The organism is Pseudomonas sp. Irchel s3a10, from assembly GCF_900187525.1.
Taxonomy (GTDB): Bacteria; Pseudomonadota; Gammaproteobacteria; order Pseudomonadales; family Pseudomonadaceae; genus Aquipseudomonas; species Aquipseudomonas koreensis_G.
Map to the genome: position 1 here is coordinate 103,105 of NZ_FYDR01000011.1, position 24,877 is coordinate 127,981.

The 24,877-nt window shown below is 59.4% G+C and carries 24 protein-coding genes; 14 read left to right on the forward strand and 10 right to left on the reverse strand.

The features are described 5' to 3' along the window. Positions 1-11: 11 nt before the first annotated feature. Positions 12-1,037: a LysM peptidoglycan-binding domain-containing protein gene (locus tag CKW11_RS24700; RefSeq protein ID WP_095139778.1), complete on the reverse strand. Its 1,026-nt coding sequence runs from the start codon at positions 1,035-1,037 to the stop codon at positions 12-14. Positions 1,038-1,196: 159 nt separating this feature from the next. Here CKW11_RS24700 and def point away from each other — a divergent pair, with 159 nt between their 5' ends. The 5 genes from def to CKW11_RS24725 all read left to right on the forward strand — a co-directional run bounded on the left by def (position 1,197) and on the right by CKW11_RS24725 (position 5,893). Beyond that, on the forward strand, positions 1,197-1,703 hold the full coding sequence (def, locus tag CKW11_RS24705) for a peptide deformylase (protein WP_027610272.1): 507 nt from the start codon (positions 1,197-1,199) through the stop codon (positions 1,701-1,703). A gap of 57 nt (positions 1,704-1,760) precedes the next feature. Next, the gene (fmt, locus tag CKW11_RS24710) at positions 1,761-2,720 is read left to right on the forward strand and encodes a methionyl-tRNA formyltransferase (RefSeq protein WP_095139779.1); all 960 of its coding nucleotides are present in this window, start codon (positions 1,761-1,763) and stop codon (positions 2,718-2,720) included. Beyond that, a complete protein-coding gene (gene rsmB, locus CKW11_RS24715; protein ID WP_095139780.1) occupies positions 2,717-4,027 on the forward strand; it encodes a 16S rRNA (cytosine(967)-C(5))-methyltransferase RsmB in 1,311 nt (436 codons plus the stop codon). The genes fmt and rsmB overlap by 4 nt, the downstream gene beginning before the upstream one ends. 22 nt (positions 4,028-4,049) lie before the next feature. After that, positions 4,050-5,426, forward strand: a complete 1,377-nt coding sequence (trkA, locus tag CKW11_RS24720; RefSeq protein WP_095139781.1) for a Trk system potassium transporter TrkA — start codon at positions 4,050-4,052, stop codon at positions 5,424-5,426. 152 nt (positions 5,427-5,578) lie between these two features. Then, entirely contained in the window at positions 5,579-5,893 is a 315-nt protein-coding gene (locus CKW11_RS24725; RefSeq protein ID WP_027610275.1) for a tetratricopeptide repeat protein, read from the forward strand. A 1-nt stretch (position 5,894) separates the two neighbouring features. Here CKW11_RS24725 and CKW11_RS24730 read toward each other — a convergent pair whose 3' ends face one another. The 3 genes from CKW11_RS24730 to CKW11_RS24740 form a co-directional block, all read right to left on the reverse strand. Continuing rightward, positions 5,895-6,134: a PilZ domain-containing protein gene (locus tag CKW11_RS24730; RefSeq protein WP_095139782.1), complete on the reverse strand. Its 240-nt coding sequence runs from the start codon at positions 6,132-6,134 to the stop codon at positions 5,895-5,897. Between the two features lie 107 nt (positions 6,135-6,241). After that, a complete protein-coding gene (locus tag CKW11_RS24735) occupies positions 6,242-7,129 on the reverse strand; it encodes a lysophospholipid acyltransferase (protein ID WP_047596996.1) in 888 nt (295 codons plus the stop codon). A 40-nt stretch (positions 7,130-7,169) separates the two neighbouring features. Continuing rightward, the gene (locus CKW11_RS24740; protein ID WP_095139783.1) at positions 7,170-7,727 is read right to left on the reverse strand and encodes a DNA-3-methyladenine glycosylase I; all 558 of its coding nucleotides are present in this window, start codon (positions 7,725-7,727) and stop codon (positions 7,170-7,172) included. Positions 7,728-7,808: 81 nt separating this feature from the next. Between CKW11_RS24740 and glyQ the strand changes: the two genes are divergently transcribed. From glyQ to CKW11_RS24760, 4 genes are all read left to right on the forward strand, one after another. Then, positions 7,809-8,762 (forward strand): glycine--tRNA ligase subunit alpha, encoded by a 954-nt coding sequence (gene glyQ / locus CKW11_RS24745; RefSeq protein ID WP_003187265.1) that lies wholly within the window; start codon positions 7,809-7,811, stop codon positions 8,760-8,762. After that, on the forward strand, positions 8,759-10,813 hold the full coding sequence (gene glyS / locus CKW11_RS24750; protein WP_095139784.1) for a glycine--tRNA ligase subunit beta: 2,055 nt from the start codon (positions 8,759-8,761) through the stop codon (positions 10,811-10,813). The genes glyQ and glyS overlap by 4 nt, the downstream gene beginning before the upstream one ends. A gap of 4 nt (positions 10,814-10,817) precedes the next feature. Next, complete coding sequence (gene gmhB / locus CKW11_RS24755; RefSeq protein ID WP_177440037.1) at positions 10,818-11,357, forward strand: D-glycero-beta-D-manno-heptose 1,7-bisphosphate 7-phosphatase; 540 nt, start codon at positions 10,818-10,820, stop codon at positions 11,355-11,357. An 82-nt stretch (positions 11,358-11,439) separates the two neighbouring features. Then, positions 11,440-12,219 carry a 1-acyl-sn-glycerol-3-phosphate acyltransferase gene (locus CKW11_RS24760; protein WP_095139786.1) on the forward strand — a complete coding sequence of 260 codons (780 nt, stop codon included), beginning with the start codon at positions 11,440-11,442 and terminating at the stop codon, positions 12,217-12,219. A gap of 167 nt (positions 12,220-12,386) precedes the next feature. On the opposite strand, the gene CKW11_RS24765 is transcribed toward CKW11_RS24760, so the two are convergent. Next, entirely contained in the window at positions 12,387-13,919 is a 1,533-nt protein-coding gene (locus CKW11_RS24765; RefSeq protein ID WP_095139787.1) for a HAMP domain-containing sensor histidine kinase, read from the reverse strand. A gap of 167 nt (positions 13,920-14,086) precedes the next feature. Between CKW11_RS24765 and CKW11_RS24770 the strand changes: the two genes are divergently transcribed. Continuing rightward, positions 14,087-14,824 (forward strand): response regulator transcription factor, encoded by a 738-nt coding sequence (locus tag CKW11_RS24770; protein WP_095139788.1) that lies wholly within the window; start codon positions 14,087-14,089, stop codon positions 14,822-14,824. A 47-nt stretch (positions 14,825-14,871) separates the two neighbouring features. Here the strand turns inward: CKW11_RS24770 and CKW11_RS24775 are convergent, their stop codons facing one another. The 5 genes from CKW11_RS24775 to dnaA form a co-directional block, all read right to left on the reverse strand. Next, the gene (locus tag CKW11_RS24775) at positions 14,872-15,390 is read right to left on the reverse strand and encodes an Hcp family type VI secretion system effector (RefSeq protein ID WP_095139789.1); all 519 of its coding nucleotides are present in this window, start codon (positions 15,388-15,390) and stop codon (positions 14,872-14,874) included. 233 nt (positions 15,391-15,623) lie between these two features. Beyond that, entirely contained in the window at positions 15,624-18,041 is a 2,418-nt protein-coding gene (gene gyrB / locus CKW11_RS24780) for a DNA topoisomerase (ATP-hydrolyzing) subunit B (protein ID WP_007960764.1), read from the reverse strand. Positions 18,042-18,046: 5 nt separating this feature from the next. Next, positions 18,047-19,150: a DNA replication/repair protein RecF gene (gene recF, locus CKW11_RS24785; RefSeq protein WP_095139790.1), complete on the reverse strand. Its 1,104-nt coding sequence runs from the start codon at positions 19,148-19,150 to the stop codon at positions 18,047-18,049. A gap of 14 nt (positions 19,151-19,164) precedes the next feature. Continuing rightward, on the reverse strand, positions 19,165-20,268 hold the full coding sequence (gene dnaN / locus CKW11_RS24790; protein WP_003220202.1) for a DNA polymerase III subunit beta: 1,104 nt from the start codon (positions 20,266-20,268) through the stop codon (positions 19,165-19,167). A gap of 39 nt (positions 20,269-20,307) precedes the next feature. Further along, entirely contained in the window at positions 20,308-21,831 is a 1,524-nt protein-coding gene (gene dnaA, locus CKW11_RS24795; protein WP_095139791.1) for a chromosomal replication initiator protein DnaA, read from the reverse strand. 566 nt (positions 21,832-22,397) lie between these two features. On the opposite strand from dnaA, the gene rpmH reads away from it, so the two are divergent. The 4 genes from rpmH to yidC are packed head-to-tail and all read left to right on the forward strand — an operon-like array spanning position 22,398 to position 24,873. Beyond that, complete coding sequence (gene rpmH, locus CKW11_RS24800) at positions 22,398-22,532, forward strand: 50S ribosomal protein L34 (RefSeq protein WP_003213577.1); 135 nt, start codon at positions 22,398-22,400, stop codon at positions 22,530-22,532. A 16-nt stretch (positions 22,533-22,548) separates the two neighbouring features. After that, entirely contained in the window at positions 22,549-22,950 is a 402-nt protein-coding gene (rnpA, locus tag CKW11_RS24805; protein ID WP_011336726.1) for a ribonuclease P protein component, read from the forward strand. Continuing rightward, positions 22,943-23,188, forward strand: coding sequence for a membrane protein insertion efficiency factor YidD (gene yidD, locus CKW11_RS24810; protein ID WP_010465488.1), 246 nt, complete (start codon positions 22,943-22,945; stop codon positions 23,186-23,188). Before rnpA ends, yidD begins: the two co-directional genes overlap by 8 nt. 2 nt (positions 23,189-23,190) lie before the next feature. Further along, on the forward strand, positions 23,191-24,873 hold the full coding sequence (gene yidC / locus CKW11_RS24815) for a membrane protein insertase YidC (protein WP_095139792.1): 1,683 nt from the start codon (positions 23,191-23,193) through the stop codon (positions 24,871-24,873). Positions 24,874-24,877 lie beyond the last annotated feature (4 nt).

Here is a 24,877-nt window from a genome sequence, read left to right on the forward strand (position 1 = left end):
TGTTAAGCGTGCTAAGGATTTCGCACCTTGTCGAGCACCGCCAGCGAGCGCGATGCGTTGAGTACCAGGCCGTAACTGAGCTTGTCGTAGGTGCGGAACACCATCAGCAAACCGGCCCGTTCATCGGGGATTTTCAGCGGCTGGCCGGTGACCCGATCGCGCACGGTTTCCCCGGTTTTCATCACCACCAGCACATTGCCTTCGGCAAGACCGTCGCGCTTGCCCTTGTTCAGGGTGACCACATCCATCACGCCGATCTGCGTGACGCCGCGCGGCACGTCGATGATCAGGCCGTTGATGTCGGTGCTCGGGGCGCTGGGCATGAAGGTCGAATTGATCGAGCGTTCTTCGCCGCTGAACAGGCGATCGCCCAGACGTACTTCCTGGGTGGTGCGTTGCAGGGCGAGGGTGGCGACGTCGCCTTCGGTGGAGACGATTTCACCGCCACCGATATCGTCGGCGTTGATCCCGAGAAACTCCTTGGTCTGCGGGTCGGTGTAGACCTTGCCTTGGCGGAAGATGCCGTACACCGGTTGATTCGGGTCGAAGTGGCCACGGGCGAAGATCCGGTCGCCAGTGCCGCTGAGCACGCGCTCGGCATCGCCGGCGACGATGTAAGGCGCCTTGTCGAAGTCCTCGACCTTGTCGACGATGCGGTTGCTCAGCAGGAAACTGTTGATCGATTTCAGCGGAATGCTGGGTATCGCCTCGGCCACCGGGCTGGTGCGGATGCGTGGCGACAGCTTGATCGTGCCCCGTGACTCGCCGCGATTGAGGGTCAGTTGCGGCTGGCCGTTGACGTAACTGAGCGTCAGCGTGTCGCCCGGGTAGATCAGATTGGGGTTTTCGATTTGCGGATTGGCCCGCCACAGCTGTGGCCATTGCCAGGGCTCGCGCAGGTATTTGCCGGAAATGTCCCAGAGGGTGTCTCCCGAAACCACCGTGTATTGCTGTGGAAAACCATCCCTGAGTTGCACTTGCCCTTGTGCTGCCGCGGCCGAAGCCAGAAGCAGCAGGGCGAGTAGTGTTTTCCTCATGCAGCGAATCCCTTTATCATGTGCGTTCGCGTGAACCGTCAGAGCCCCCGTGGCTCGCTACTGCAAATTGCATTAGCTACGCTTCACAACGGTAGCCTGCATCTTCGGACCTGCCAGGCCATCGACCCGACTTTACTCAATACGTGCAGCAATCAGCCTATGGCCATTTTAAACATCCTCGAATTTCCGGACCCGCGTCTGCGTACTATCGCCAAGCCTGTGGCTGTAGTGGACGACGAAGTGCGTCAGTTGGTCGATGACATGTTTGAAACAATGTATGAAGCGCCGGGCATCGGCCTCGCCGCGACCCAGGTCAACGTGCACAAACGTATCGTCGTGATGGACCTTTCCGAAGACCGCACCGAACCCCGGGTGTTCATCAACCCCGAGTTCGAATCGCTGACTGACGAGATGGATCAGTACCAAGAAGGCTGCCTGTCGGTGCCGGGTTTCTACGAAAACGTCGACCGCCCGCAGAAGGTCAAAATCAAGGCGCTGGACCGCGACGGCCAGCCTTACGAACTGATCGCCGAAGGCCTGCTCGCGGTGTGCATCCAGCACGAATGCGATCACCTCAACGGCAAGTTGTTCGTCGATTACCTGTCCACGCTCAAACGCGACCGGATCAAGAAGAAACTGGAAAAGCTGCATCGCCAGAACGCTTGATGCCCTCCTTCAAAGGCTTGCTGCGGCAAGCCTTTTTCTTTTTATGAGACTCCCTTCATGACTGAGCCATTGCGCATCGTTTTTGCCGGCACCCCGGAATTCGCCGCCGAACACCTCAAGGCCCTGCTGAACAGCCCTTACGAGATCGTTGCGGTCTACACCCAACCGGATCGTCCGGCCGGTCGCGGGCAAAAACTGATGCCGAGCCCGGTCAAACAGTTGGCCCTGGAAAATAATATCCAGGTGTTGCAGCCGCCGACCCTGCGCAACGCCGATGCTCAAGCCGAGCTGGCCGCGCTGAAACCGGACTTGATGGTGGTGGTCGCCTACGGCCTGATCCTGCCGCAAGCGGTGCTGGATATTCCGCGTCTGGGCTGCATCAACAGCCACGCCTCGCTGCTGCCGCGCTGGCGCGGTGCGGCGCCGATCCAGCGCGCCGTGGAACACGGTGATGCCGAAAGCGGCGTGACCGTGATGCGCATGGAAGCGGGCCTCGACACCGGGCCGATGCTGCTCAAGGTCGTGACCCCGATCAGCGCCGACGACACGGGCGGCACGCTGCACGACCGTCTCGCCGAAATGGGTCCGCCCGCCGTGGTCCAGGCAATTGCCGATCTGGCCGCCGGAACCCTCGAAGGCGAAGTGCAGAACGACGAGCTCGCCACCTACGCCCACAAACTCAACAAGGACGAAGCGCGTCTCGACTGGAGCCGTCCCGCGGTTGAACTGGAGCGTTTGGTGCGCGCCTTCAATCCATGGCCGATTACCCACAGCACCCTCAATGGCGAAGCGCTGAAGGTATTGGCCGCGACGCTGGCTGACGGCAAAGGCGCACCGGGAGAAATCCTCAGCGCCAGCAAGGACGGCCTGATCGTCGCCTGCGGTGAACAGGCGCTGTGCCTGACCCGCCTGCAACTGCCCGGCGGCAAGGCGCTGAACTTCAGCGACCTGTTCAACAGCCGCCGCGAGAAATTCGCCGTCGGTACCGTGCTCGGCGCAGCGGTGGACACGCAATGAATCCGCGTCTGGCCGCCGCCAAGGCACTCGCCGCCGTGCTCAGCGGCAAGGCTTCGCTCAACAGCTCCCTGCCGACGCAACTGGACAAGGTCGAGGACCGCGATCGCGGCTTCACCCAGGATCTGGCGTTCGGCACCGCGCGCTGGCAGCCACGGCTGTCGGCGCTGGCGGAAAAGCTTTTGCAGAAACCGTTCAAGGCTGCCGACGCCGATGTCGAGGCGTTGCTGCTGGTCGGTCTCTATCAACTGCTCTACACCCGCGTGCCGCCGCACGCGGCCATCGGCGAAACCGTCGGTTGCGCGAACAAGCTGAAAAAGCCGTGGGCCAAGGGCTTGCTCAACGCCGTGCTGCGCAATGCCCAGCGCGAAAGCGAGACGATTTTCGCCGAGCTAGAGCGCGACCCAGTGGTACGCACCGCCCACCCGCGCTGGCTGCAAAAATCCCTGAAAGCCTTCTGGCCGGAGCAATGGGAAGCGATCTGCGCGGCGAATAACGCGCATCCGCCGATGATCCTGCGGGTCAACCGCCGGCACCACAGCCGCGACGCCTACCTCGGCTTGCTCAGCGACGCTGGCATCGCTGCCATGCCCTGCGTCTATAGTCGCGACGGCATCGTCCTTGAAACCGCCGCCGACGTGCGCAGCCTGCCGGGTTTTGCCGAAGGCTGGATCAGCGTGCAGGACGAAGCCGCGCAACTGGCTGCCGATCTGCTCGATCTGGCCCCGGGCCAACGGGTGCTCGACGCCTGCTGCGCCCCCGGCGGCAAGACCTGCCACATCCTCGAAGCCGAACCGGCGCTGGCCGGCGTGGTGGCGGTGGATCTGGAAGCCAAGCGTCTGGTGCGGGTGAAGGAAAACCTTGAGCGGCTGGGCCTGAGCGCCGACCTGATCGCTGCCGACGGCCGCGACACCGCAGCATGGTGGGACGGCAAGCCGTTCCAGCGCATCCTGCTCGACGCGCCGTGTTCGGCCACCGGGGTGATCCGCCGCCATCCGGACATCAAGCTGACCCGTCAGCCGGACGACATCGCTGCCCTCGCGCAACTGCAAGGCGAGCTGCTCGACGCCCTGTGGAAAACTCTCGAAGTCGGCGGCATCCTGCTCTACGCCACGTGCTCGACCTTGCCGACCGAGAACACCGAAGTCATCGCCGCGTTCCTTGAGCGCACGCCCGGTGCCCGCGAACTGGATCTGGCAACTACGGCCGGGATCAAACAGCCCCATGGTCGCCAATTGCTGGCCCAGCAGGGCGGGCATGACGGGTTCTACTACGCCAAGCTGATCAAGATCGCTGCCGCGCGCGGCTAAATGGATTGAATGGAGTGACTGGATGAAAATCATCATCCTCGGTGCGGGGCAGGTCGGCGGTTCGCTGGCTGAACACCTGGCGAGCGAAGCCAACGACATCACCGTGGTCGACACCGACGGCGAACGCCTGCGCGACCTCGGCGACCGTCTCGACATCCGCACCATTCAGGGCCGCGGCTCGCTGCCGTCGGTGCTGCGTCAGGCCGGCGCCGACGATGCCGACATGCTGGTGGCGGTGACCAACAGTGACGAGACCAACATGGTCGCCTGTCAGGTCGCGCACACGCTGTTCCACACCCCGACCAAAATCGCCCGGGTGCGCGAAGCGTCCTACCTCAATCGCGAAGAACAGCTGTTCCAGAACGAAGCGATTCCGGTCGACGTGCTGATCAGCCCCGAGCAGGTGGTGACCAACTACATCAAGCGTCTGATTCAGCATCCGGGCGCGCTGCAAGTGATCGACTTCGCCGAAGGTCAGGCACAACTGGTGGCGGTGCGCGCCTATTACGGCGGGCCGCTGGTGGGTCAGCAATTGCGCCAGTTGCGCGAGCACATGCCGAACGTCGAAACCCGGGTCGCGGCGATTTTCCGCCGCGACCGACCGATCCTGCCGCAGGGCGATACGGTGATCGAGGCCGATGACGAAGTCTTCTTCATCGCCGCCCGTGAGAATATTCGCGCGGTGATGAGCGAAATGCGCCGTCTCGACGAAACCTACAAGCGCATCGTGATTGCCGGTGGCGGGCAGATCGGCGAGCGCCTGGCCGAGGCCATCGAAAGCCGCTACCAGGTGAAGATCATCGAGATGAGCCCGGCGCGCTGCCGCTATCTCTCCGACACCCTCGACAGCACCGTGGTGCTGCAGGGCAGCGCGTCGGACCGTGATCTGCTGCTGGAAGAGAACATTGCCGACGCCGACATCTTCCTCGCCCTGACCAACGATGACGAAGCCAACATCATGTCGTCGCTGCTGGCCAAACGGCTGGGGGCGAAGAAGGTGATGACGATCATCAACAACCCGGCTTACGTCGACCTGATCCAGGGCGGCGACATCGACATCGCTATCAGCCCGCAACTGGCGACCATCGGCACCTTGCTGGCTCACGTACGGCGGGGCGATATCGTCAGCGTGCACTCATTGCGCCGGGGCGCGGCGGAAGCCATCGAGGCGATTGCCCACGGTGATGCGAAGTCGAGCAAGGTCATCGGCCGGCCGATCGAGAAAATCGGCCTGCCACCGGGCAGCACGATTGGCGCGATCATCCGCAACGAAGAAGTGATCATCGCCCACGACGATACGGTGATCGAAACGGGCGACCATGTGATTCTGTTCCTTGTGGATAAAAAGCATATTCGTGATGTGGAGAAGCTGTTTCATGTGGGTCTGAGCTTCTTCTGATCCAGAAATATCGTTGGCTGTAATGGCCTCTTCGCGAGCAAGCCCGCTCCCACAGGGGGAATGCATTCCAAATGTGGGAGCGAGCTTGCTCGCGAAAGCGGTGTAACTGACACCGATCTAAGCCTGACACTCCACAGAAAAGGACTGCACCGATGCTCGAATCCCTGGAAAAAATGCTCGCCAAGGGTGTGGATAACTCACTGCTGCGCTTCGGCTTGGGTAAGGGTTATCTGGATCTGGGGGAGAACGCCAAGGCCGCCGAGCATTTCCAGCGCTGTGTCGGTTTCGATCCGAAGTATTCGGCGGCGTGGAAGCTATTGGGCAAGGCGCAACTCGCACTCGGCGATCACGCCGCCGCACGTCAGGCGTGGGAACAGGGTCTGGAAGCCGCCCGCGCCCATGGCGACAAGCAGGCCGAAAAGGAAATGACGGTTTTTCTGAAGAAACTCGACCGACAGGCGCAATAGGCTAGAGATAGCGTAGGCCGATGCCCTCGGCATCCACCGTCACCACTTCCATTCGCACCCGTGGCGCGCCGGTGGGTAAACCCTGCACCTGACCATAAACCACAGCGCCTTTGGGCAGTGAAGCCAAGCGCGGATGCTGCACATACACGCCGGTAGCCGACAGGTTGCGCGTCTGCCCGAGGCATTCGCCGAAGCTGTCGTGGGTGATCTTGATGCGGAAGGATTTGCGCTGTTCGGACATCTTGTTGCGCCCTTTGATGAACGGTTGTGGATAACTGAAGGAGCACGATCAAAAGATCGCAGCCTGCGGCAGCTCTTACAGTTTATCCACAGAGTGTGCCAACTTGTTCAGTACCAGCGCGCTTCGCCCGGCGGACGTTTCTTGAAGCGCTTCATGCTCCACATGTACTGGCTCGGATACGCCGCGACATAACGCTCGACCACTTTGCTCATGGCCGCGCAGGACTCTTCGGTATCGGTGCTGTACATGGCTTCTGGCGCCGCTTCGAGGATCACTTTGTAGCCGGAACCGTCCGGCAGGCGCAGGGCGTGGAGGAACACGCCGACCGCTTTGCCGCCGGCGAGCATGTTCGGCACGAATTTGCTGGTCAACGCCTGGGTGGCGAAGAACGGCACGAAGATCCCCGCGGATTCGGCCGGTTCCGGGTCAGCCGGAATGCCCACTGCACCACCTTTGCGCACTTCCTTGATGACGCTGAGGATGCCTTCCTTGGTGGAGGCAGCGACTTTATTGCCCAGCTGCACGCGTTGCTTGCGCAGCAATTCATCCACAGCCTTGAGCTTTGGCGGGCGGTAGAAAATGATCGGTTTGCACTGGCTGCAATAGAAGTGATTGAGCACTTCCCAGTTGCCCAGGTGGCTGGTGATGCCAACCACCCCTTTGCCCGAGGCCAGCGCATCCTTGAGGATGTCGAGGCCTTCGACTTCGCGTACCAGATCGATCGAACGCTGCGCCGGCCAGATCCAGGCGCAGGCGCTTTCGGTCAGGGATTTGCCGATGTCTTTCAGGCTCTGGCCAACCAGACGCTCGCGCTCGGCCGGATCCATCTGTGGAAAACATTTGGAAAGGTTGATCCGCACCACGTCGCGGGAACGGTTGGGGGTTTTCCACATGATCCAGCCGATCGCCGAACCCACGGCCTGCACGGCCCGCCATGGCAGCAGGGCAAACAGCCGCAGAGCGCCTACCAGCAAGGCGCCTTTAAACTTTTCCACAGGTCACTCCTGATTTTGTGCTGTGCGCGAGGCGGCCATTCTAACCGCCGTTGACCAGCTGCGCGTAGCGGTCACAGTCCTGAGTGTGATCCATGACCATGCCCGAGGCCTGCATCAGTGCGTAGCAAATGGTCGGGCCGACGAAGGTGAAGCCGGCCTTTTTCAGGGCTTTGCTCATCGCCACGGCTTCGGGGGTGATCGCCGGGACTTCGCTGCGATCCTTGAAATGATTGATGATCGGTTGGCCACCGACGAACGACCAGAGAAACGCCACCGGGTCTTCCAGCGCCAGCCAGGCCTGGGCGTTGCGCCGCGCGGCATTGAGTTTTAGGCGATTGCGGATGATGCCGGGATCGAGCATCAGTTCGTCGATTTCGGCGTCGCTCATCTGCGCCACACGCTGCACGTCGAAGCCGTACAACACCTCGCGGTAGCGCTCGCGTTTGCGCAGCACGGTGATCCACGACAGCCCGGCCTGGAACCCTTCGAGCAAAAGCAACTCGAACAAACCCTGCGCATCGCGTAGCGGCGTGCCCCACTCCTGATCGTGATAAGCCATGTACAGCGGATCTTCGGTACACCAAAAGCAGCGTGGCATAAGGCTCCAGGGGGCGTGCGCAGCAACGAATCGGGTATACTCCCGCTCTTTAAATCGCAGCCCAAGAAACAGGTGAATTTCGTGAGCCAGCCTACGCCAGCCGTGCGTACCTTCCAAGACTTGATCCTCGCGCTCCAGCAATACTGGGCCGAGCAAGGTTGTGTGGTACTTCAGCCCTACGATATGGAAGTAGGCGCCGGCACTTTCCACACCGCGACCTTCCTGCGCGCCATCGGCCCGGAAACCTGGAACGCCGCGTACGTGCAGCCAAGCCGCCGTCCGACTGACGGCCGCTACGGGGAAAACCCGAATCGTCTGCAGCACTACTATCAGTTCCAGGTCGTCCTGAAGCCGAACCCGGACAACTTCCAGGAACTGTACCTGGGCTCGCTCAAGCATGTCGGCCTGGACCCGCTGGTCCACGACATCCGCTTCGTCGAAGACAACTGGGAATCGCCGACCCTCGGCGCCTGGGGTCTGGGCTGGGAAGTCTGGCTCAACGGCATGGAAGTCACTCAGTTCACCTACTTCCAGCAGGCCGGCGGCATCGAGTGCTACCCGGTGACCGGCGAGATCACTTACGGTCTGGAGCGTCTGGCCATGTACCTGCAGGGCGTGGATTCGGTCTACGACCTGGTCTGGGCTGACGGTCCGTTCGGCAAGGTGACCTACGGCGACGTGTTCCACCAGAACGAAGTGGAGCAGTCCACCTACAACTTCGAACACGCCAACGTCGACAAACTGTTCGAACTCTTCGACTTCTATGAAAGCGAAGCCAAGCGCCTGATCGAACTCGACCAGCCGCTGCCGTTGCCGAGCTACGAAATGGTCCTGAAGGCCTCGCACACCTTCAACCTGCTGGATGCGCGCCGGGCGATCTCGGTGACCGCACGTCAGCAATACATCCTGCGCGTACGCACCCTGGCGCGTTCCGTTGCGCAAGCCTACCTGCTGGCTCGCGCCAAGCTGGGCTTCCCGATGGCGACCCCGGACCTGCGTGACGAAGTACTGGCCAAGCTGGAGGCTGCACAATGAGTGCTCAAGATTTTCTGGTTGAACTGGGCACCGAAGAACTGCCACCCAAAGCCCTGAACACCCTGGCTGAAGCGTTCCTCGCCGGTATCGACAAGGGCCTGCAAGCTGCCGGCCTGAGCTACGAAAGCAAAACCGTCTACGCCGCACCGCGGCGTCTGGCCGTGCTGATCACTGCGCTGGCCACCCAGCAGCCGGATCGCAGCATCAACCTCGACGGCCCGCCACGTCAGGCCGCATTCGACGCTGAAGGCAACCCGACTCAGGCAGCGCTGGGCTTTGCCAAGAAGTGCGGCGTCGAGCTGAGCGAAATCGACCAGAGCGGCCCGAAACTGCGTTACAGCCAGAACATTGCCGGCAAGCCGACCGCGAGCCTGCTGCCGACCATCGTTGAAGATTCGCTGAACGACCTGCCGATCCCGAAACGCATGCGTTGGGGTGCGCGCAAGGAAGAGTTCGTGCGTCCGACTCAGTGGCTGGTGATGCTGCTCGGTGATCAGGTCATCGACTGCACCATCCTTGCGCAGAAGGCTGGCCGCGACTCCCGTGGTCACCGTTTCCATCACCCGGAAAGCGTGCGCATCGGTTCGCCGTCGAGCTACCTGGCCGACCTGCGTGCTGCCTATGTTCTGGCCGATGCCAACGAGCGTCGCGAGATCATCAGCAAGCGCACCGAAGAGCTGGCGACCCGTCAGGAAGGCACCGCGATCGTGCCGCCGGCGCTGCTGGATGAAGTGACCGCGCTGGTCGAATGGCCAGTGCCGCTGGTGTGCTCGTTCGAGGAACGCTTCCTCGACGTGCCGCAGGAAGCACTGATCACCACCATGCAGGACAACCAGAAGTACTTCTGCCTGCTGGATGCCGACGGCAAGTTGCTGCCACGGTTCATCACCGTCGCCAACATCGAAAGCAAAGACCCGCAGCAGATCATCGCCGGTAACGAGAAAGTGGTTCGTCCACGTCTGACCGACGCCGAGTTCTTCTTCAAGCAAGACAAGAAGCAAAAGCTCGAAGCCTTCAATGATCGCCTGAAGAACGTGGTGTTCCAGGAAAAACTCGGCAGCGTCTACGACAAGGCCGAGCGCGTATCGAAACTGGCCGCATACATCGCGGCACGCATTGGCGGCAACGCTTCCTGGGCGGCCCGTGCCGGCCTGCTGTCGAAGTGTGACCTGGCCACCGAAATGGTCGGCGAGTTCCCGGAGATGCAAGGTGTCGCCGGTTACTACTACGCCCTCAATGACGGCGAGCCGGAAGACGTCGCGCTGGCGCTGAACGAGCAGTACATGCCACGTGGTGCCGGTGCTGAACTGCCGGCGACCCTGACCGGTGCCGCTGTCGCGATCGCCGACAAGCTCGACACCCTGGTCGGTATCTTCGGGATCGGCATGCTGCCAACCGGCAGCAAAGACCCGTATGCCCTGCGCCGTGCGGCACTCGGCGTGCTGCGTATCCTGATCGAGAAAAAACTCGACCTCGATCTGAACGATGCCGTGGCTTTCGCCGTGGCGGCGTTCGGGGCCAAGGTCAAGGCTGCCGGCCTGAACGACGCGGTGCTGGAATTCATCTTCGACCGTCTGCGTGCGCGTTACGAAGACGAAGGCGTCGATGTCGCCACCTACCTGTCGGTTCGTGCCCTGAAGCCGGGTTCGGCGCTGGACTTCGACCAGCGTGTGCAAGCGGTTCAGGCCTTCCGCAAGCTGCCGGAAGCGGCAGCGCTGGCGGCGGTGAACAAGCGTGTATCGAACCTGTTGAGCAAGGTTGAAGGCTCGGTGCCGACCGAGGTGCAAGCCAAGTACTTCGACAACGCCAACGAGTTCTCGCTGTACTCGGCGATCCAGCAAGCGGATCAGGCGGTGCAGCCAATGGCCGCAGCGCGTCAGTACAACGAATCGCTGGCGCGTCTGGCGGCATTGCGTGAGCCGGTGGATGCGTTCTTCGACGCCGTGATGGTCAATGCCGACGACGCCAATGTGCGGGCCAACCGCTATGCGTTGCTGGCGCGTCTGCGTGGCCTGTTCCTGGGCGTTGCCGACATCTCGCTGCTGGGTTGAGGGATTGCTGTTGAAACTGCTGATTCTCGATCGGGATGGAGTGATCAATTACGACTCCGACGCTTACATCAAGTCGGTGGAGGAGTGGATTCCACTGCCCGGCTCGATCGAGGCGATTGCGCAGTTGAGCAAGGCCGGCTGGACGGTGGCGGTCGCTACCAACCAGTCGGGCATTGCTCGCGGCTATTACGACCTCGCCACCCTCGACGCCATGCACGCGCGCTTGCGCACGCTCGTGGCGGAGCAGGGCGGTGAAGTCGGGCTGATCGTGTACTGCCCGCACGGGCCGGACGAGGGTTGCGATTGCCGCAAGCCGAAACCGGGCATGTTGAAAACTATCGCAGCGCACTACAACGTCGAACTGAACAATGTCTGGTTCGTCGGCGACAGCCTTGGTGACCTGGAGGCCGCCAAAGCCGTCGATTCACAGCCCGTTTTGGTAAAGACCGGGAAAGGCGAAAAAACTCTGGGCAAGACCCTTCCGGTCGGCACCCTGATTTTTGACGATCTGGCGGCGATTGCCGCAGAACTTATCCACAACTAGAGTGCTTCTGAAGTTCCTGACCAGGGATTGATCGGGAGTGCGCTTGAACAGTCGGGCATCGCCCGTAACGGTAAACGTCGCCATGTCGATACTGCAGGCCATCAGAATTTTTCTCTTTTACCTGCTGCTGGGCACCACTGCCTTGCTGTGGTGCAGCCTGAGCTTTTTTATCGCGCCCTTTCTGCCGTTCAAGGCGCGTTATCGTTTCATCAACGTGTACTGGTGCCGTTGCGCCTTGTGGTTGACCAAGGTGTTTCTCGGCATTCGTTACGAGATCAAAGGCGCGGAAAACGTGCCAGACCGGCCCTGCGTGATTCAGTCGAACCACCAGAGCACTTGGGAGACGTTCTTTCTCTCTGCTTATTTCTCGCCCTTGAGCCAGGTGCTCAAGCGTGAATTGCTCTACGTGCCGTTCTTCGGTTGGGCCATGGCCATGCTGCGGCCGATCGCGATCGACCGCGACAACCCGAAAGCGGCGCTCAAACAAGTCGCGGCCAAAGGCGATGAACTGCTCAAGGATAACGTCTGGGTGTTGATCTTCCCTGAAGGCACCCGCGTTCCTTATGGCACCGTCGGCAAGTTTTCGCGCAGTGGCAGCGCGTTGGCGGTGAATGCGGCGCTTCCGGTGCTGCCGATTGCACACAATGCCGGCAAATTCTGGCCGAAAATCGGCTGGGGCAAGCAGCCGGGCGTGATCACCGTAATCATCGGCGAGCCGATGTATGCCGAAGGCACTGGCCCGCGCGCCATCGCCGAGCTGAACGACCGGGTACAAGCCTGGAACGAACAGACTCAGCGCGAAATGGGTTCTCTGCCACCGGCACCGCAGGCACCTGCGGCGAGTGATCAGGTGGCTGTCTGATTTTTGTGGATAACCTGTGTACGGTTTTGTTGAAAAAACCTGAATATAGAAGTTAACCGATTGATTTACCTATATATTTCTCAAGCTCATAAAACACTGTAAAAGGTGCATAAGTTTTTTTCGGAAGTAAAAAAACCGGCTGATATAGCCGGTTTTTTTGTGCCTGTTCACTCGGCAATCAACGGCAACTGGAGTCTGAACGTCGTGCCCTGATCAACGACGCTGTGACATTCGATACTGCCGCCATGATGATCGACCACGGCCTTGACCATCGACAACCCCAGGCCGACACCATCGATGCCCTGCGCCGATGAAAACCGGCGATATTGAGTGAACAGATCCGGCAGTTCCTCGGCGGCGATGCCTTTGCCCTGATCGGTCAATTCACAGCACAGCCACTCGCCATGACAACTGGCGCGCAACTGAATCGTGGTGCCCGCAGGACTGTACTTGATCGCGTTTTCCAACAGGTTGAACAAGGCGCGGGTCAGCAGGCCTTGATCAGCGTTGATCAGACGCTCCTGGGATTGTTCATCCATCGTGTGCAGCAGTTTGATGTTTTTCTGCTGGGCGATGGGCAGCGCCTGATCCAGCACGTCCAGTACCAGCATCGCGAACAGACTGGGCTGGAACTGATAAGCCTCGGATTCCGCTCGCGCCAGCAACACGAAACCATCGGTCAAATCCAGCGCGCGGCGTACCTGACGCTCGATCTGCTCGAACAGCGGAGAATCCGCTCCGGCCTGATGACGGTGCACATCCAGCAGGGCAAGGATCGCCGAGTGCGGGGCGCGCAGATCGTGGGAAAGAAACCGCAGCAAGACCCCGCGCTGTTCTTCGGCAGCGCGTTCGGCGCTCAGGTCGGTGAGGCTCAGTAGCCAGCCGATCGGCGTATCGCCGTCTACCGGCAACAGTGCCGCACGCTCCAGACGCAGGCTGCGTTCCTTGTGATCGCGAAACTCCAGCAAGGGCAGGGCTGATAAGGCCGGGCGTGGTGCTGTGGATAATTCCGGATAACCGAGGCGGGCCAATTGCTCAAGAACGTCGTCGCCCACCAGCGGGTGATCGAACAATACCCGGGCCTTGCGGTTACCCAACAGGATCTGCCCTTTGGGATCGCTGATCAGTGTTGCCACCGGCAGGTATTCCAGACCGTCGGCAATGAAGCGCCGGGTATCGCGCGTGCGGCTCATGGCTTGTTCCAGCGCCATGATCTGCCCCTGTAACTGGTCTGCGCTGGTAAATTTTGCACGGCGCCGTTCGGGGAACACTTTCGGCTCGCGGTCCAGCCGCGCCAGCTCCCAGCCAAAGTACGTCAACACCACACTCAAGCGCCGCCAGTTCCAGATCAGGTAGCCGAACAACATGCCGAGCGCCGCCGGAGTCGGTGACCACCAGTGCCGGGTTTCCGCCAGCCCGGCGCTGGTCAGCAGCACGCAAGCTACACCGCCCAATGTCACCCAGATCGCCCAGCGCGGGCGCCACAGCAGCAATCCGAGTACGCAAGCTACCAGCCCTACCGAAAGCAGCGTGCTCCGCATCGGTACCACGTCGTGCAGGTTGATCTGCGCGCGATACGACAACAAGGCAGTCAGCGGCAACAGCACTAGACTTATCCACAACCACTCGCGCACCAGCCGCCGAAACAGACGCTGGACCTGACTCGGCTCGCGGCTTTCACGCCGGCGCGGGTTATTCATGGCAAACGGGGCGGGGGGCAGTGAATGGTTTCATGGGCCACAGGTCTGAGGATGTAGATCCGAAGAATCATAGCGGACGTCGACAACGGCGGACGGCTTACTTTCACCGTACAGGCCAAGCCGTTATGGTGGCTAGCCACTGCCCAAGCAACAAGGAGCCCACGCGTATGCGCGTTGCGATACTGGACGATGAACCCGCCGAACTGCGTCGGGTCGAGCAAACCCTGCAGCAGATGGCGGCCGCAGGCGACCAGCCTTGGTCACTGCACAGTTTTGAACGGGGCGAGGATCTGTTGCGCCAATTGCGCCGGGACACCTTTGACCTGCTGATCCTCGACTGGCAACTGCCCGACCTGACCGGCTTGGCGCTGCTGCGCTGGACCCGTGAGCACATGGAGTCGCCACCCGCCGCGATCATGCTGACCAGCCGCGACGGCGAGAGCGATATCGTCCAGGCGCTGAACGCCGGGGCCGACGATTACGTCAGCAAACCGTTCCGCCCCAACGAGCTGAAAGCCCGAGTCGCCGCCGTGCTGCGGCGGCACAGCCAGCAACGCAGTAGCGCTGCCGAAGTCCTGAGCTTCAATGACCTGACCTTCGACGATGCTGAACTGACCGTCACCCGCGAGGGTAAGGCCGTGGTCATGACCGAGCGTGAATATCGCCTGGCGCGCTGCCTGTTCAGTAACCTGGGTCGGCCGTTGTCGCGCGAGTATCTTTACGAACGCTTCTGGCCCCACGAAGAAGTCGCGTCGTCACGACCGCTGGATACCCATATCTATCGCCTGCGCAACAAACTGGGGCTGACGGCGGATCGCGGCTGGCAGTTGCTGACGATTTATGGGTATGGGTATCGGTTGGAGAGTGTGCCTGCAACAGCTGGTGATACCACGATGCAGTCGTAACGTGAATCGACCAGTCAAGCTGGTCGATACCTGGCAGCCAGCGAGTGTCAGTTGACCAAAGGTGCACGCCAGTCATCTGAACCCGTCGTGCCGCAAATTTCATGCGTCCAGATGATTTTACGATACGTGAAATGTACGTCTTCCAACTGCGTGAAATGCGCCATATTCATATCTTGGCAATTCGGCATTCTGGAGTTCACTTCCACAATAACGGCGTCTACCAATTCAATACTGAAAAAATGTTCTTGTGTACCTGCAGCGGAAGTTCGATACCAGGCAATATGACAATTGTCCAAGACTTCGCCACTGGTCAAAGCGCTGTATATCAACGGGGATGCCTTGTCGAAAACCTTGGTAACCATGAGAGGCTTATGCACCCGCTGACCGGTGGGTTGGCCGGATTGAGGGTCACGTGGAATGATGATTTGATGGCTGAAAGCCTGTACCAAAATCTGATCTTCGTGCCCTTCCTGGTAGGTATTACCCACTGAGTCTGCTGTAAAAGCCCCGGCACTGATCAAACCTTGTCGATTACCATTAATCGTTAAATATGCAGGTGTAGGCATAACTAAGTTCCCTGTTCGATTCTAGACACTGACAACGCTCCACTTATGCCGTAGGGCAGTTAGCGAAGCGGCTGTAAGATAAATAGAACCGATCGAGATATATGTAGGAAGAGTCTCTCCTCAACGAAGGGATAGTCTTAAAATTTGCAGGATTTAATCCAAAAAAAGAACCGAAAAAAAAACCAGCGCATAGCGCTGGTTTTTTATTCGTGCATTAGCGATGGGGAGATGGATCAGAAATCCAGGTTCGAAACCGCCAGCGCATTGCTCTCGATGAAGTCACGGCGAGGTTCGACCGCATCACCCATCAGGGTGTTGAAGATCTGATCCGCGCCAATGGCGTCTTCGATGGTGACTTTCAACATGCGGCGCACGCTTGGGTCCATGGTGGTTTCCCACAGCTGATCCGGGTTCATTTCGCCCAGACCTTTGTAGCGCTGGATGGTGTGGCGCTTGGTGCTTTCGGCCATCAGCCAGTCGAGGGCTTCCTTGAACTCGGTGACCGCTTTCTTGCGCTCGCCACGCTGGATGTACGCGCCTTCGTCGAGCAGGGTGCTCAGTTGAGCGCCGAGGGTGACGACGGTCTTGTAGTCGTTGCTGCCGAAGAAGTCGCGGTTGAAGGTGACGTAGTTCGACAGGCCGTGGGAGATCAGCTCGACCTCTGGCAGCCAAACGCCACGTTCACGGTCTTCACGCAGGCTGGCCTTGTAGACCAGGCCAGACTTCTCGACGGTGCGCAGACGCACTTCGTACTGGGCCAGCCAGTCCTGCATCTTGGCGTGGTCGCCGAGCATTTCCAGGCTCACGGCCGGCAGGTAGATGAAGTGCTCGGTCAGCTCCTGCGGGTACAGGCGCGACAGACGTTTGAGGGTCTTCATCACCATGCGGAAGTCGTTCACCAGACGCTCGAGCGCTTCACCGGAAATGCCCGGGGCCTCTTCGTTCAGGTGCAGGCTCGCATCTTCCAGGGCCGACTGCGTCATGTACTCTTCCATGGCGTCGTCGTCTTTGATGTATTGCTCTTGCTTGCCTTTCTTGACCTTGTACAGCGGCGGCTGAGCGATGTAGATGTAGCCGCGCTCGATCAGCTCCGGCAACTGACGGAAGAAGAAGGTCAGCAGCAGGGTACGGATGTGCGAACCGTCGACGTCAGCATCGGTCATGATGATGATGTTGTGATAGCGCAGCTTGTCGATGTTGTACTCTTCGCGACCGATACCGCAGCCGAGCGCGGTGATCAGCGTGCCCACTTCCTGGGACGAGATCATCTTGTCGAAGCGTGCTTTCTCGACGTTGAGGATCTTGCCCTTCAGCGGCAAGATCGCCTGGGTCTTGCGGTTACGTCCCTGCTTGGCAGAGCCGCCCGCGGAGTCACCTTCCACGAGGTACAGTTCGGACAGCGCAGGATCTTTTTCCTGGCAGTCAGCGAGCTTGCCCGGCAGGCCGGCGATGTCCAGCGCGCCTTTGCGGCGGGTCATCTCACGGGCCTTGCGCGCCGCTTCACGGGCACGGGCCGCGTCGATCATCTTGCCGACGACCAGCTTGGCTTCGTTCGGGTTTTCCAGCAGGAAGTCGGAGAAGTACTTGCCCATCTCCTGCTCGACCGCGGTCTTCACTTCGGAAGACACCAGCTTGTCTTTGGTCTGCGAGCTGAACTTCGGATCCGGCACTTTTACCGAGATGATCGCGGTCAGGCCTTCACGGGCATCGTCACCGGTGGTCGCGACTTTGTGCTTCTTCGCCAGACCTTCCTGCTCGATGTAGTTGTTCAGGTTACGCGTCAGTGCGGAACGGAAGCCCACCAGGTGAGTACCGCCGTCGCGCTGCGGAATGTTGTTGGTGAAGCACAACAGGTTCTCGTTGAAGCTGTCGTTCCACTGCAGGGCGATTTCCACGCCAATGCCGTCTTCACGCTGGATGTTGAAGTGGAACACCTGGTTGACCGCAGTCTTGTTGGTGTTCAGGTATTCAACGAATGCACGCAGGCCGCCTTCGTACTTGAACAGCTCTTCCTTGCCGCTGCGCTCATCCTTGAGGACGATGCCGACACCGGAGTTGAGGAAGGACAGTTCACGAATGCGCTTGGCCAGGATGTCCCAGCTGAAGTGAATGTTCTTGAAGGTTTCGCTGGAAGCCTTGAAGTGGATCTGGGTACCGGTGGTTTCGCTGTCGCCAACGATTGCCATAGGAGCCTGAGGCACGCCATGGACGTAGGTCTGTTCCCAGATCTTGCCGCTGCGGCGTACGGTCAGTACCAACTCTTCGGACAGGGCGTTCACTACCGACACACCTACACCGTGCAGACCGCCGGATACCTTGTAGGAGTTATCGTCGAACTTACCGCCAGCGTGGAGGACGGTCATGATGACCTCGGCGGCGGAAACGCCTTCCTCTTTGTGCACGTCTACCGGGATGCCACGGCCGTTGTCTTTGACGGTGATGGACTCATCCGGGTGGATGATGATGCTGATGTCGTCGCAGTGGCCGGCGAGGGCTTCGTCGATCGAGTTGTCGACCACCTCGAACACCATGTGGTGCAGACCGCTGCCATCGTCGGTGTCACCAATGTACATACCGGGACGTTTGCGTACGGCATCCAGGCCTTTCAGCACTTTAATGCTCGTTGAGTCGTACGTATTTTCTTCGCTCAATGCCTTCACTCCCGATGGTCGTGGGTCTGGGTGATACGGCCCTGTTCCACGTGGAACAGAGCGACTGGCGTTTCCGTCTGCCAGCCTTCCCTCAATAATTCGTGATCTACACAGGTGATGAAAACCTGGCAGCGTAAGTCTTCCAGCAAGCGGCACAGCGCGCGGCGGTGGCTCTCGTCCAGCTCGGACGGCAAGTCATCCACCAGATAAATACACTGACCGCGTCGGGCCTGGCTCACCAGATGCCCCTGGGCAATTCGCAAGGCACAGACCACCAGCTTCTGCTGACCCCGGGACAAGATGTCCGCGGCATTGTGCGCGCCCAATCTAAGACGCAAATCAGCACGTTGTGGTCCGGCCTGGGTATGACCCATCTGCTGATCCCTTTGCACGGAACCAGCCAGTACGGCACTCAATTCCCGGTCCTTGTCCCAGCCTCGGTAATAGCTGAGCGTCAAACCCTCAAGTTCAACCAGTTCGCTCAAGGTTTGTTCAAAGACTGGTTTCAAGGCTTTGATGTAAGCGCGGCGGTATTCATCGATTTCAGCGCTGGCCTGGCACAGTTCCCTGTCCCAAACCGCTTGCGAAACGGCGTCAAGTGTACCATGCCGCAGCCAGGAGTTTCTCTGGCGCAAGGCCTTCTGCAAACGCTGCCAGGTCGCCATGAAACGCGGTTCGACGTGGAACACACCCCAGTCGAGAAACTGCCGGCGAATCTTCGGCGCGCCTTCGAGCAAGCGGAAGCTGTCGGGGTTGATCAACTGCAGCGGCAGGATCTCCGCCAGTTGTGCGGCGCTGCGGGCGTTCTGCCCGTCGATACGGATCTGGAACTCGCCCTTACGGTCGCGAGATATCCCCAACGCACTGTGGCCACCCTCGGCCAATTCGACCTGACCGAATACGGTGCAGGCGAGTTGCTCGTACTGGATGACCGGTAACAGCCGCGTGCTACGAAACGAACGGGCAAGCCCCAGCAGATGAATGGCTTCCAGAACACTGGTTTTGCCGCTGCCGTTGGCGCCGTAAAGAATGTTGATGCGGGGAGAGGGGGAGAAGGTCACCGGGTGCAGATTGCGCACCGCGGTGACCGAAACACGACTTAAGGACATCCAGGATCAGCTGATTACAGACGCATCGGCATGACAACATAAGCCGAGTCGTCATTGTCTGACTCTTGCACCAGCGCACTGCTGTTGGAGTCGGACAGGATCAGGCGAACCTGTTCGGTGGTCATCACGCCCAGCACGTCGAGCAGGTAGCTCACGTTGAAGCCGATTTCCAGCGAACCGCCGTTGTATTCAACGCCCACTTCTTCTTCCGCTTCTTCCTGCTCCGGGTTGTTGGCCTGGATCTTCAACTGACCGTTGGCCAGTTGCAGACGGATGCCGCGGTACTTCTCGTTGGACAGAATCGCGGTACGGCTGAACGCTTCACGCAGAGCCTGACGATCGCCCAGTACCAGCTTGTCGCCACCCTTCGGCAGAACGCGCTCGTAGTCCGGGAACTTGCCGTCGACCAGCTTCGAGGTGAAGGTAAATTCGCCGGTGGTGGCACGGATGTGGTGCTGGCCCAGAACGATGCTGACGTTGCCATCCGGCTCGGTGAGCAGACGCGCCAGTTCCAGAATGCCTTTGCGCGGCACGATCACCTGATGGCGATCCGGCTGACCGATATCGGCCTGCATCGAGCACATGGCCAGACGGTGACCGTCGGTTGCCACGGCGCGGATCACACCGGCCGAGACTTCCAGCAGCATGCCGTTGAGGTAGTAGCGCACGTCCTGCTGGGCCATGGCGAAGCTGGTGCGTTCAATCAGGCGACGCAGTTTGCTCTGCTCCAGGCTGCAGGTCAGCGAACCCGGGCCTTCTTCAACCGTCGGGAAATCGTTGGCCGGCAGGGTCGACAGGGTGAAACGGCTGCGGCCGGCCTTCACGACCAGCTTCTGCTCGTCGACCTTGATGTCGATCAGCGCGTCGTTGGGCAGGCTTTTGCAGATATCCATCAGCTTGCGCGCAGGCACGGTAATGGAACCGGTTTCGGCCGGCTCTTCGAGTTGCACGCGACCGACCAGCTCGACTTCCAGGTCAGTACCGGTCAGCGACAGTTGCTGGCCATCGACGACCAACAGCACGTTGGACAGTACCGGCAAGGTCTGTCGGCGCTCGACGACGCCTGCGACCAGTTGCAGGGGTTTCAACAGGGCTTCGCGTTGAATGGTGAAATGCATGGTCTAGTCCCTTGCCTTAATAAGCTGCGCTGGTGTTCATCAAGTAGTCAGTGTACGCAGCAGGTTCTTGTAGTCCTCGCGGATGTCCGCGTCGGATTCCTTAAGTTCGTTGATCTTGCGGCAGGCGTGCAGCACCGTCGTGTGGTCGCGACCACCAAACACATCGCCGATTTCCGGCAGGCTGTGGTTGGTCAGTTCCTTGGACAGCGCCATGGCCACCTGACGCGGACGTGCCACCGAGCGCGAACGGCGCTTGGACAGCAGGTCGGAGATCTTGATCTTGTAGTACTCGGCGACGGTGCGCTGAATGTTATCCACAGAGACCAGTTTGTCCTGCAATGCCAACAAGTCTTTCAGGGATTCGCGAATCAACTCGATGGTGATGTCACGGCCCATGAAGTGCGAGTGGGCGATCACGCGTTTCAGCGCGCCTTCCAGCTCACGGACGTTGGAACGAATTCGTTGGGCGATGAAGAACGCCGCATCGTGAGGCAACTCGACTTTGGCCTGGTCGGCCTTCTTCATCAAGATCGCCACGCGGGTTTCCAGCTCCGGCGGCTCGACGGCAACCGTCAGGCCCCAGCCAAAGCGGGATTTGAGGCGCTCTTCAAGGCCTTCGATTTCTTTCGGGTAGCGGTCACTGGTCAGAATGACCTGCTGGCCACCTTCAAGCAGGGCGTTGAAGGTGTGGAAAAACTCTTCCTGGGAACGCTCTTTGCGGGCGAAGAACTGAATGTCGTCGATCAGCAGAGCGTCCACCGAACGGTAGAAACGCTTGAACTCGTTGATCGCGTTCAGTTGCAGCGCCTTGACCATGTCGGCCACGAAGCGCTCGGAATGCAGGTACACGACCTTGGCATTCGGGTTCTTCTTTAATAGATGGTTACCCACAGCGTGCATCAAGTGGGTTTTACCCAGGCCGACGCCGCCATAAAGGAACAGCGGGTTGTAACCATGCTTGGGATTGTCCGCCACCTGCCAGGCCGCCGCGCGGGCGAGCTGGTTGGACTTGCCTTCGACGAAATTCTCGAAGGTGAAGGTGCGGTTCAGGTAACTGGTGTGCTTGAGCGCGCCTTCGACCTGAACGGTGCGCTGTTCGGCGCGAACCGGCGCCTGTTGCGAGGCCGCACCGGCCATCGGGTCAAAGCTGTCGCGGGACGGCTCTTCACTGACTTCCTCGGTTTTCTGCGTCGAGCGCTTGGCCGGGGCTGCACTTGGTGCAGGTGCTGGTGCACTGGCCGGCACGGTATTGGCCTGAGCCTGGGACACCTGCGCAGCGGCCAACGGCGCGTTCGGCGCGGCACGCGGTGCCGAGCTGCGTTTGCTGCCTATTAATAAGGAAAGCGCTGGCGCCATGCCGTTGCCGTGCTCATCCAGCAGTTCAAGGACGCGACCGAGGTACTTTTCGTTGACCCAGTCCAGCACAAAACGGTTCGGTGCGTAGACGCGCAACTCGTCGCCTTCGGCTTCGACCTGTAGTGGACGGATCCAGGTGTTGAATTGTTGGGCAGGCAGCTCCTCGCGCAAAAGCTCCACGCACTGCTGCCAAAGTTCCACTGACACGGATATCCCCTAAGTTGAAAGCCGGTGAGGCAAAAACAAGCGGCCATTGTAGCGGCGAGCCGTCCACTTATCCACATGCAGGTTGTGTGGTGACCATGATTAATCAATGCGTTAACCGGTAAAAAGGCGACCAACGGTGTGTGCATAAGCTCTGTGGATAACCACCTCTGAGGGCACTGGACAACTGGGGGTGGAACTCGGTGGATAACCAGCCTGTGGATAACTGGCCATTCCACACACAGGTTATCCGACAGCGCAGCACAGGCTGAACACGGTTTTCCACTGTAGTTGTCATTCTCTGTACATCAAGCTGTACAAGGGCTGAAGATGGTTATCCACAGAAGATGGCTGCCCTAGCTTTTACAAGCTTTACAGAAAAGCTTTAAATAATTCCCTTCTTTATTTTTATGTCTGGCAAACAGGATTCCGGTTCCGTGAGCTCCAGAGATCTATTTATAAGGAAACGCTGGTTGGAAATTGACCTGAAGGCTTGCTTTCTCTAGAATCCCCGGTCTCTTAAAACGGGGGCCATTCCGGCCCGTTGTGGACGAACCAGGTAACACGACATGAAACGTACTTTCCAACCAAGCACTATCAAACGCGCTCGTACCCACGGTTTCCGTGCTCGCATGGCTACCAAGAACGGTCGTGCCGTCCTGTCGCGTCGCCGCGCCAAAGGTCGTGCGCGTCTGGCAGTTTGATAATCCGGCACTGGAGGTGAGTCAGGACTTCAGTCGGGAAAAGCGTCTGCTTACCCCCCGGCATTTCAAGGCAGTCTTTGACTCCCCTACCGGCAAGGTTCCGGGGAAAAATCTCCTGCTCCTTGCGCGCAACAACGACCTTGATCACCCCCGTCTCGGACTGGTTATCGGGAAAAAGAGCGTAAAGCTCTCCGTTGAGCGCAATCGCCTCAAACGTCTGATGCGCGAATCGTTCCGTCTGCACCAGGATTCTCTGGTCGGTTGGGACATCGTTATCGTCGCGCGCAAAGGTTTGGGCGACGTAGAAAACCCCGAATTGATTCAGCATTTCGGCAAACTCTGGAAGCGCCTGGCCCGTAACAAGCCAGTTCCAGCAGTCAAAACCGAAACTGTAGGGGTAGACAGTCCAGATGCGTAAACTGGCACTCGTTCCGATCCAGTTTTATCGCTACGCCATTAGTCCTTTGATGGCCAGTCACTGTCGTTTCTACCCCAGTTGTTCTTGCTACGCGTATGAAGCCATCGAAAATCATGGCCTTCTGCGCGGTGGCTGGCTGACCTTTCGTCGTTTAGGTCGCTGTCATCCGTGGAATCCCGGTGGTTATGACCCGGTTCCACCTATCCCTACCTCCCGTTCTTCTTCGATGGCCGAGTAATCATGGATATCAAACGCACGATCCTGATCGTCGCCCTGGCAATCGTGTCCTACGTTATGGTTCTTAAATGGAACCAGGACTATGGCCAGGCTGCCCTGCCGACTCAGAATGTTGCTTCCAGTACGACTGCATCCGGTTTGCCGGACACCGTTCCTGGCAATAACGCTTCCGCCAGTGACGATATTCCGCGTGCCGCGAGCGATACCAGCGCACCTATGGAAACTCCAGTCGCTGCCAGCAAGGATCTGATCCAGGTCAAAACCGACGTGCTCGATCTCGCGATCGATCCACAAGGTGGCGACGTTGCTCAACTGACCTTGCCTCTGTATCCACGTCGTCAGGATCGTCCGGACGTTCCGTTTCAGCTGTTCGATAACGGCGGCGAGCGTGTTTATCTGGCGCAAAGCGGTCTGATCGGCACCAACGGCCCGGACGCAAATCCGGCTGGTCGCCCGGTCTACTCCTCGGAGAAGAAGACTTATCAACTGGCTGACGGTCAGGACCAACTGGTCGTGGACCTGAAGTTCAGCAAGGACGGCGTCAATTACATCAAGCGTTTCACCCTGAAACGCGGCCTGTATGACGTTGCCGTTTCCTACATTGTGGATAACCAGAGCGCTCAGCCCTGGAACGGCGCGATGTTCGCCCAGTTGAAGCGCGATAGCAGCGCAGATCCTTCGTCCACAACCGCTACGGGTACCGCCACTTACCTGGGCGCTGCCCTGTGGACAAGTTCGGAGCCGTACAAGAAAGTGTCCATGAAGGACATGGACAAGGCGCAGCTGAAAGAAACCGTCACCGGTGGCTGGGTAGCCTGGCTGCAACACTACTTCGTGACCGCGTGGATTCCGGCCAAGGGCGAAAACAACATCGTCCAGACCCGTAAAGACAGCAAAGGCAACTACATCATCGGTTACACCGGTCCTACTCTGACCGCTGCACCGGGTGCCAAAGTTGAAACCAGCGCTGTGCTGTACGCCGGTCCGAAAAGCCAAGCGGTGCTGAAAGAGTTGTCCCCAGGTCTGGAACTGACTGTCGACTACGGCATTCTTTGGTTCATTGCCCAGCCAATCTTCTGGCTGCTGCAACATATTCACGCCATTGTCGGTAACTGGGGCTGGTCGATCATCTTCCTGACCATGCTGATCAAGGGTATTTTCTTCCCGCTGTCGGCTGCCAGCTACAAATCGATGGCACGCATGCGCGCCGTTGCGCCGAAACTGGCTGCTCTGAAAGAGCAACATGGCGATGACCGGCAGAAAATGTCGCAAGCCATGATGGAGCTGTACAAGAAAGAGAAGATCAACCCGCTGGGCGGCTGCTTGCCGATCCTCGTGCAGATGCCGGTTTTCCTTTCGCTGTATTGGGTTCTGCTGGAAAGCGTGGAAATGCGCCAGGCACCGTTCATGCTGTGGATCACTGACCTGTCGATCAAGGATCCGTTCTTCATTCTGCCGATCATCATGGGCGCAACCATGTTCATCCAGCAGCAGTTGAACCCGACTCCGCCGGATCCGATGCAGGCGAAGGTCATGAAAATGATGCCAATCATCTTCACCTTCTTCTTCCTGTGGTTCCCGGCAGGTCTGGTGCTGTACTGGGTTGTGAACAACTGCCTGTCGATTGCACAACAGTGGTACATCACGCGTAAGATCGAAGCGGCGACGAAAAAAGCCGAGGCGTAACTTG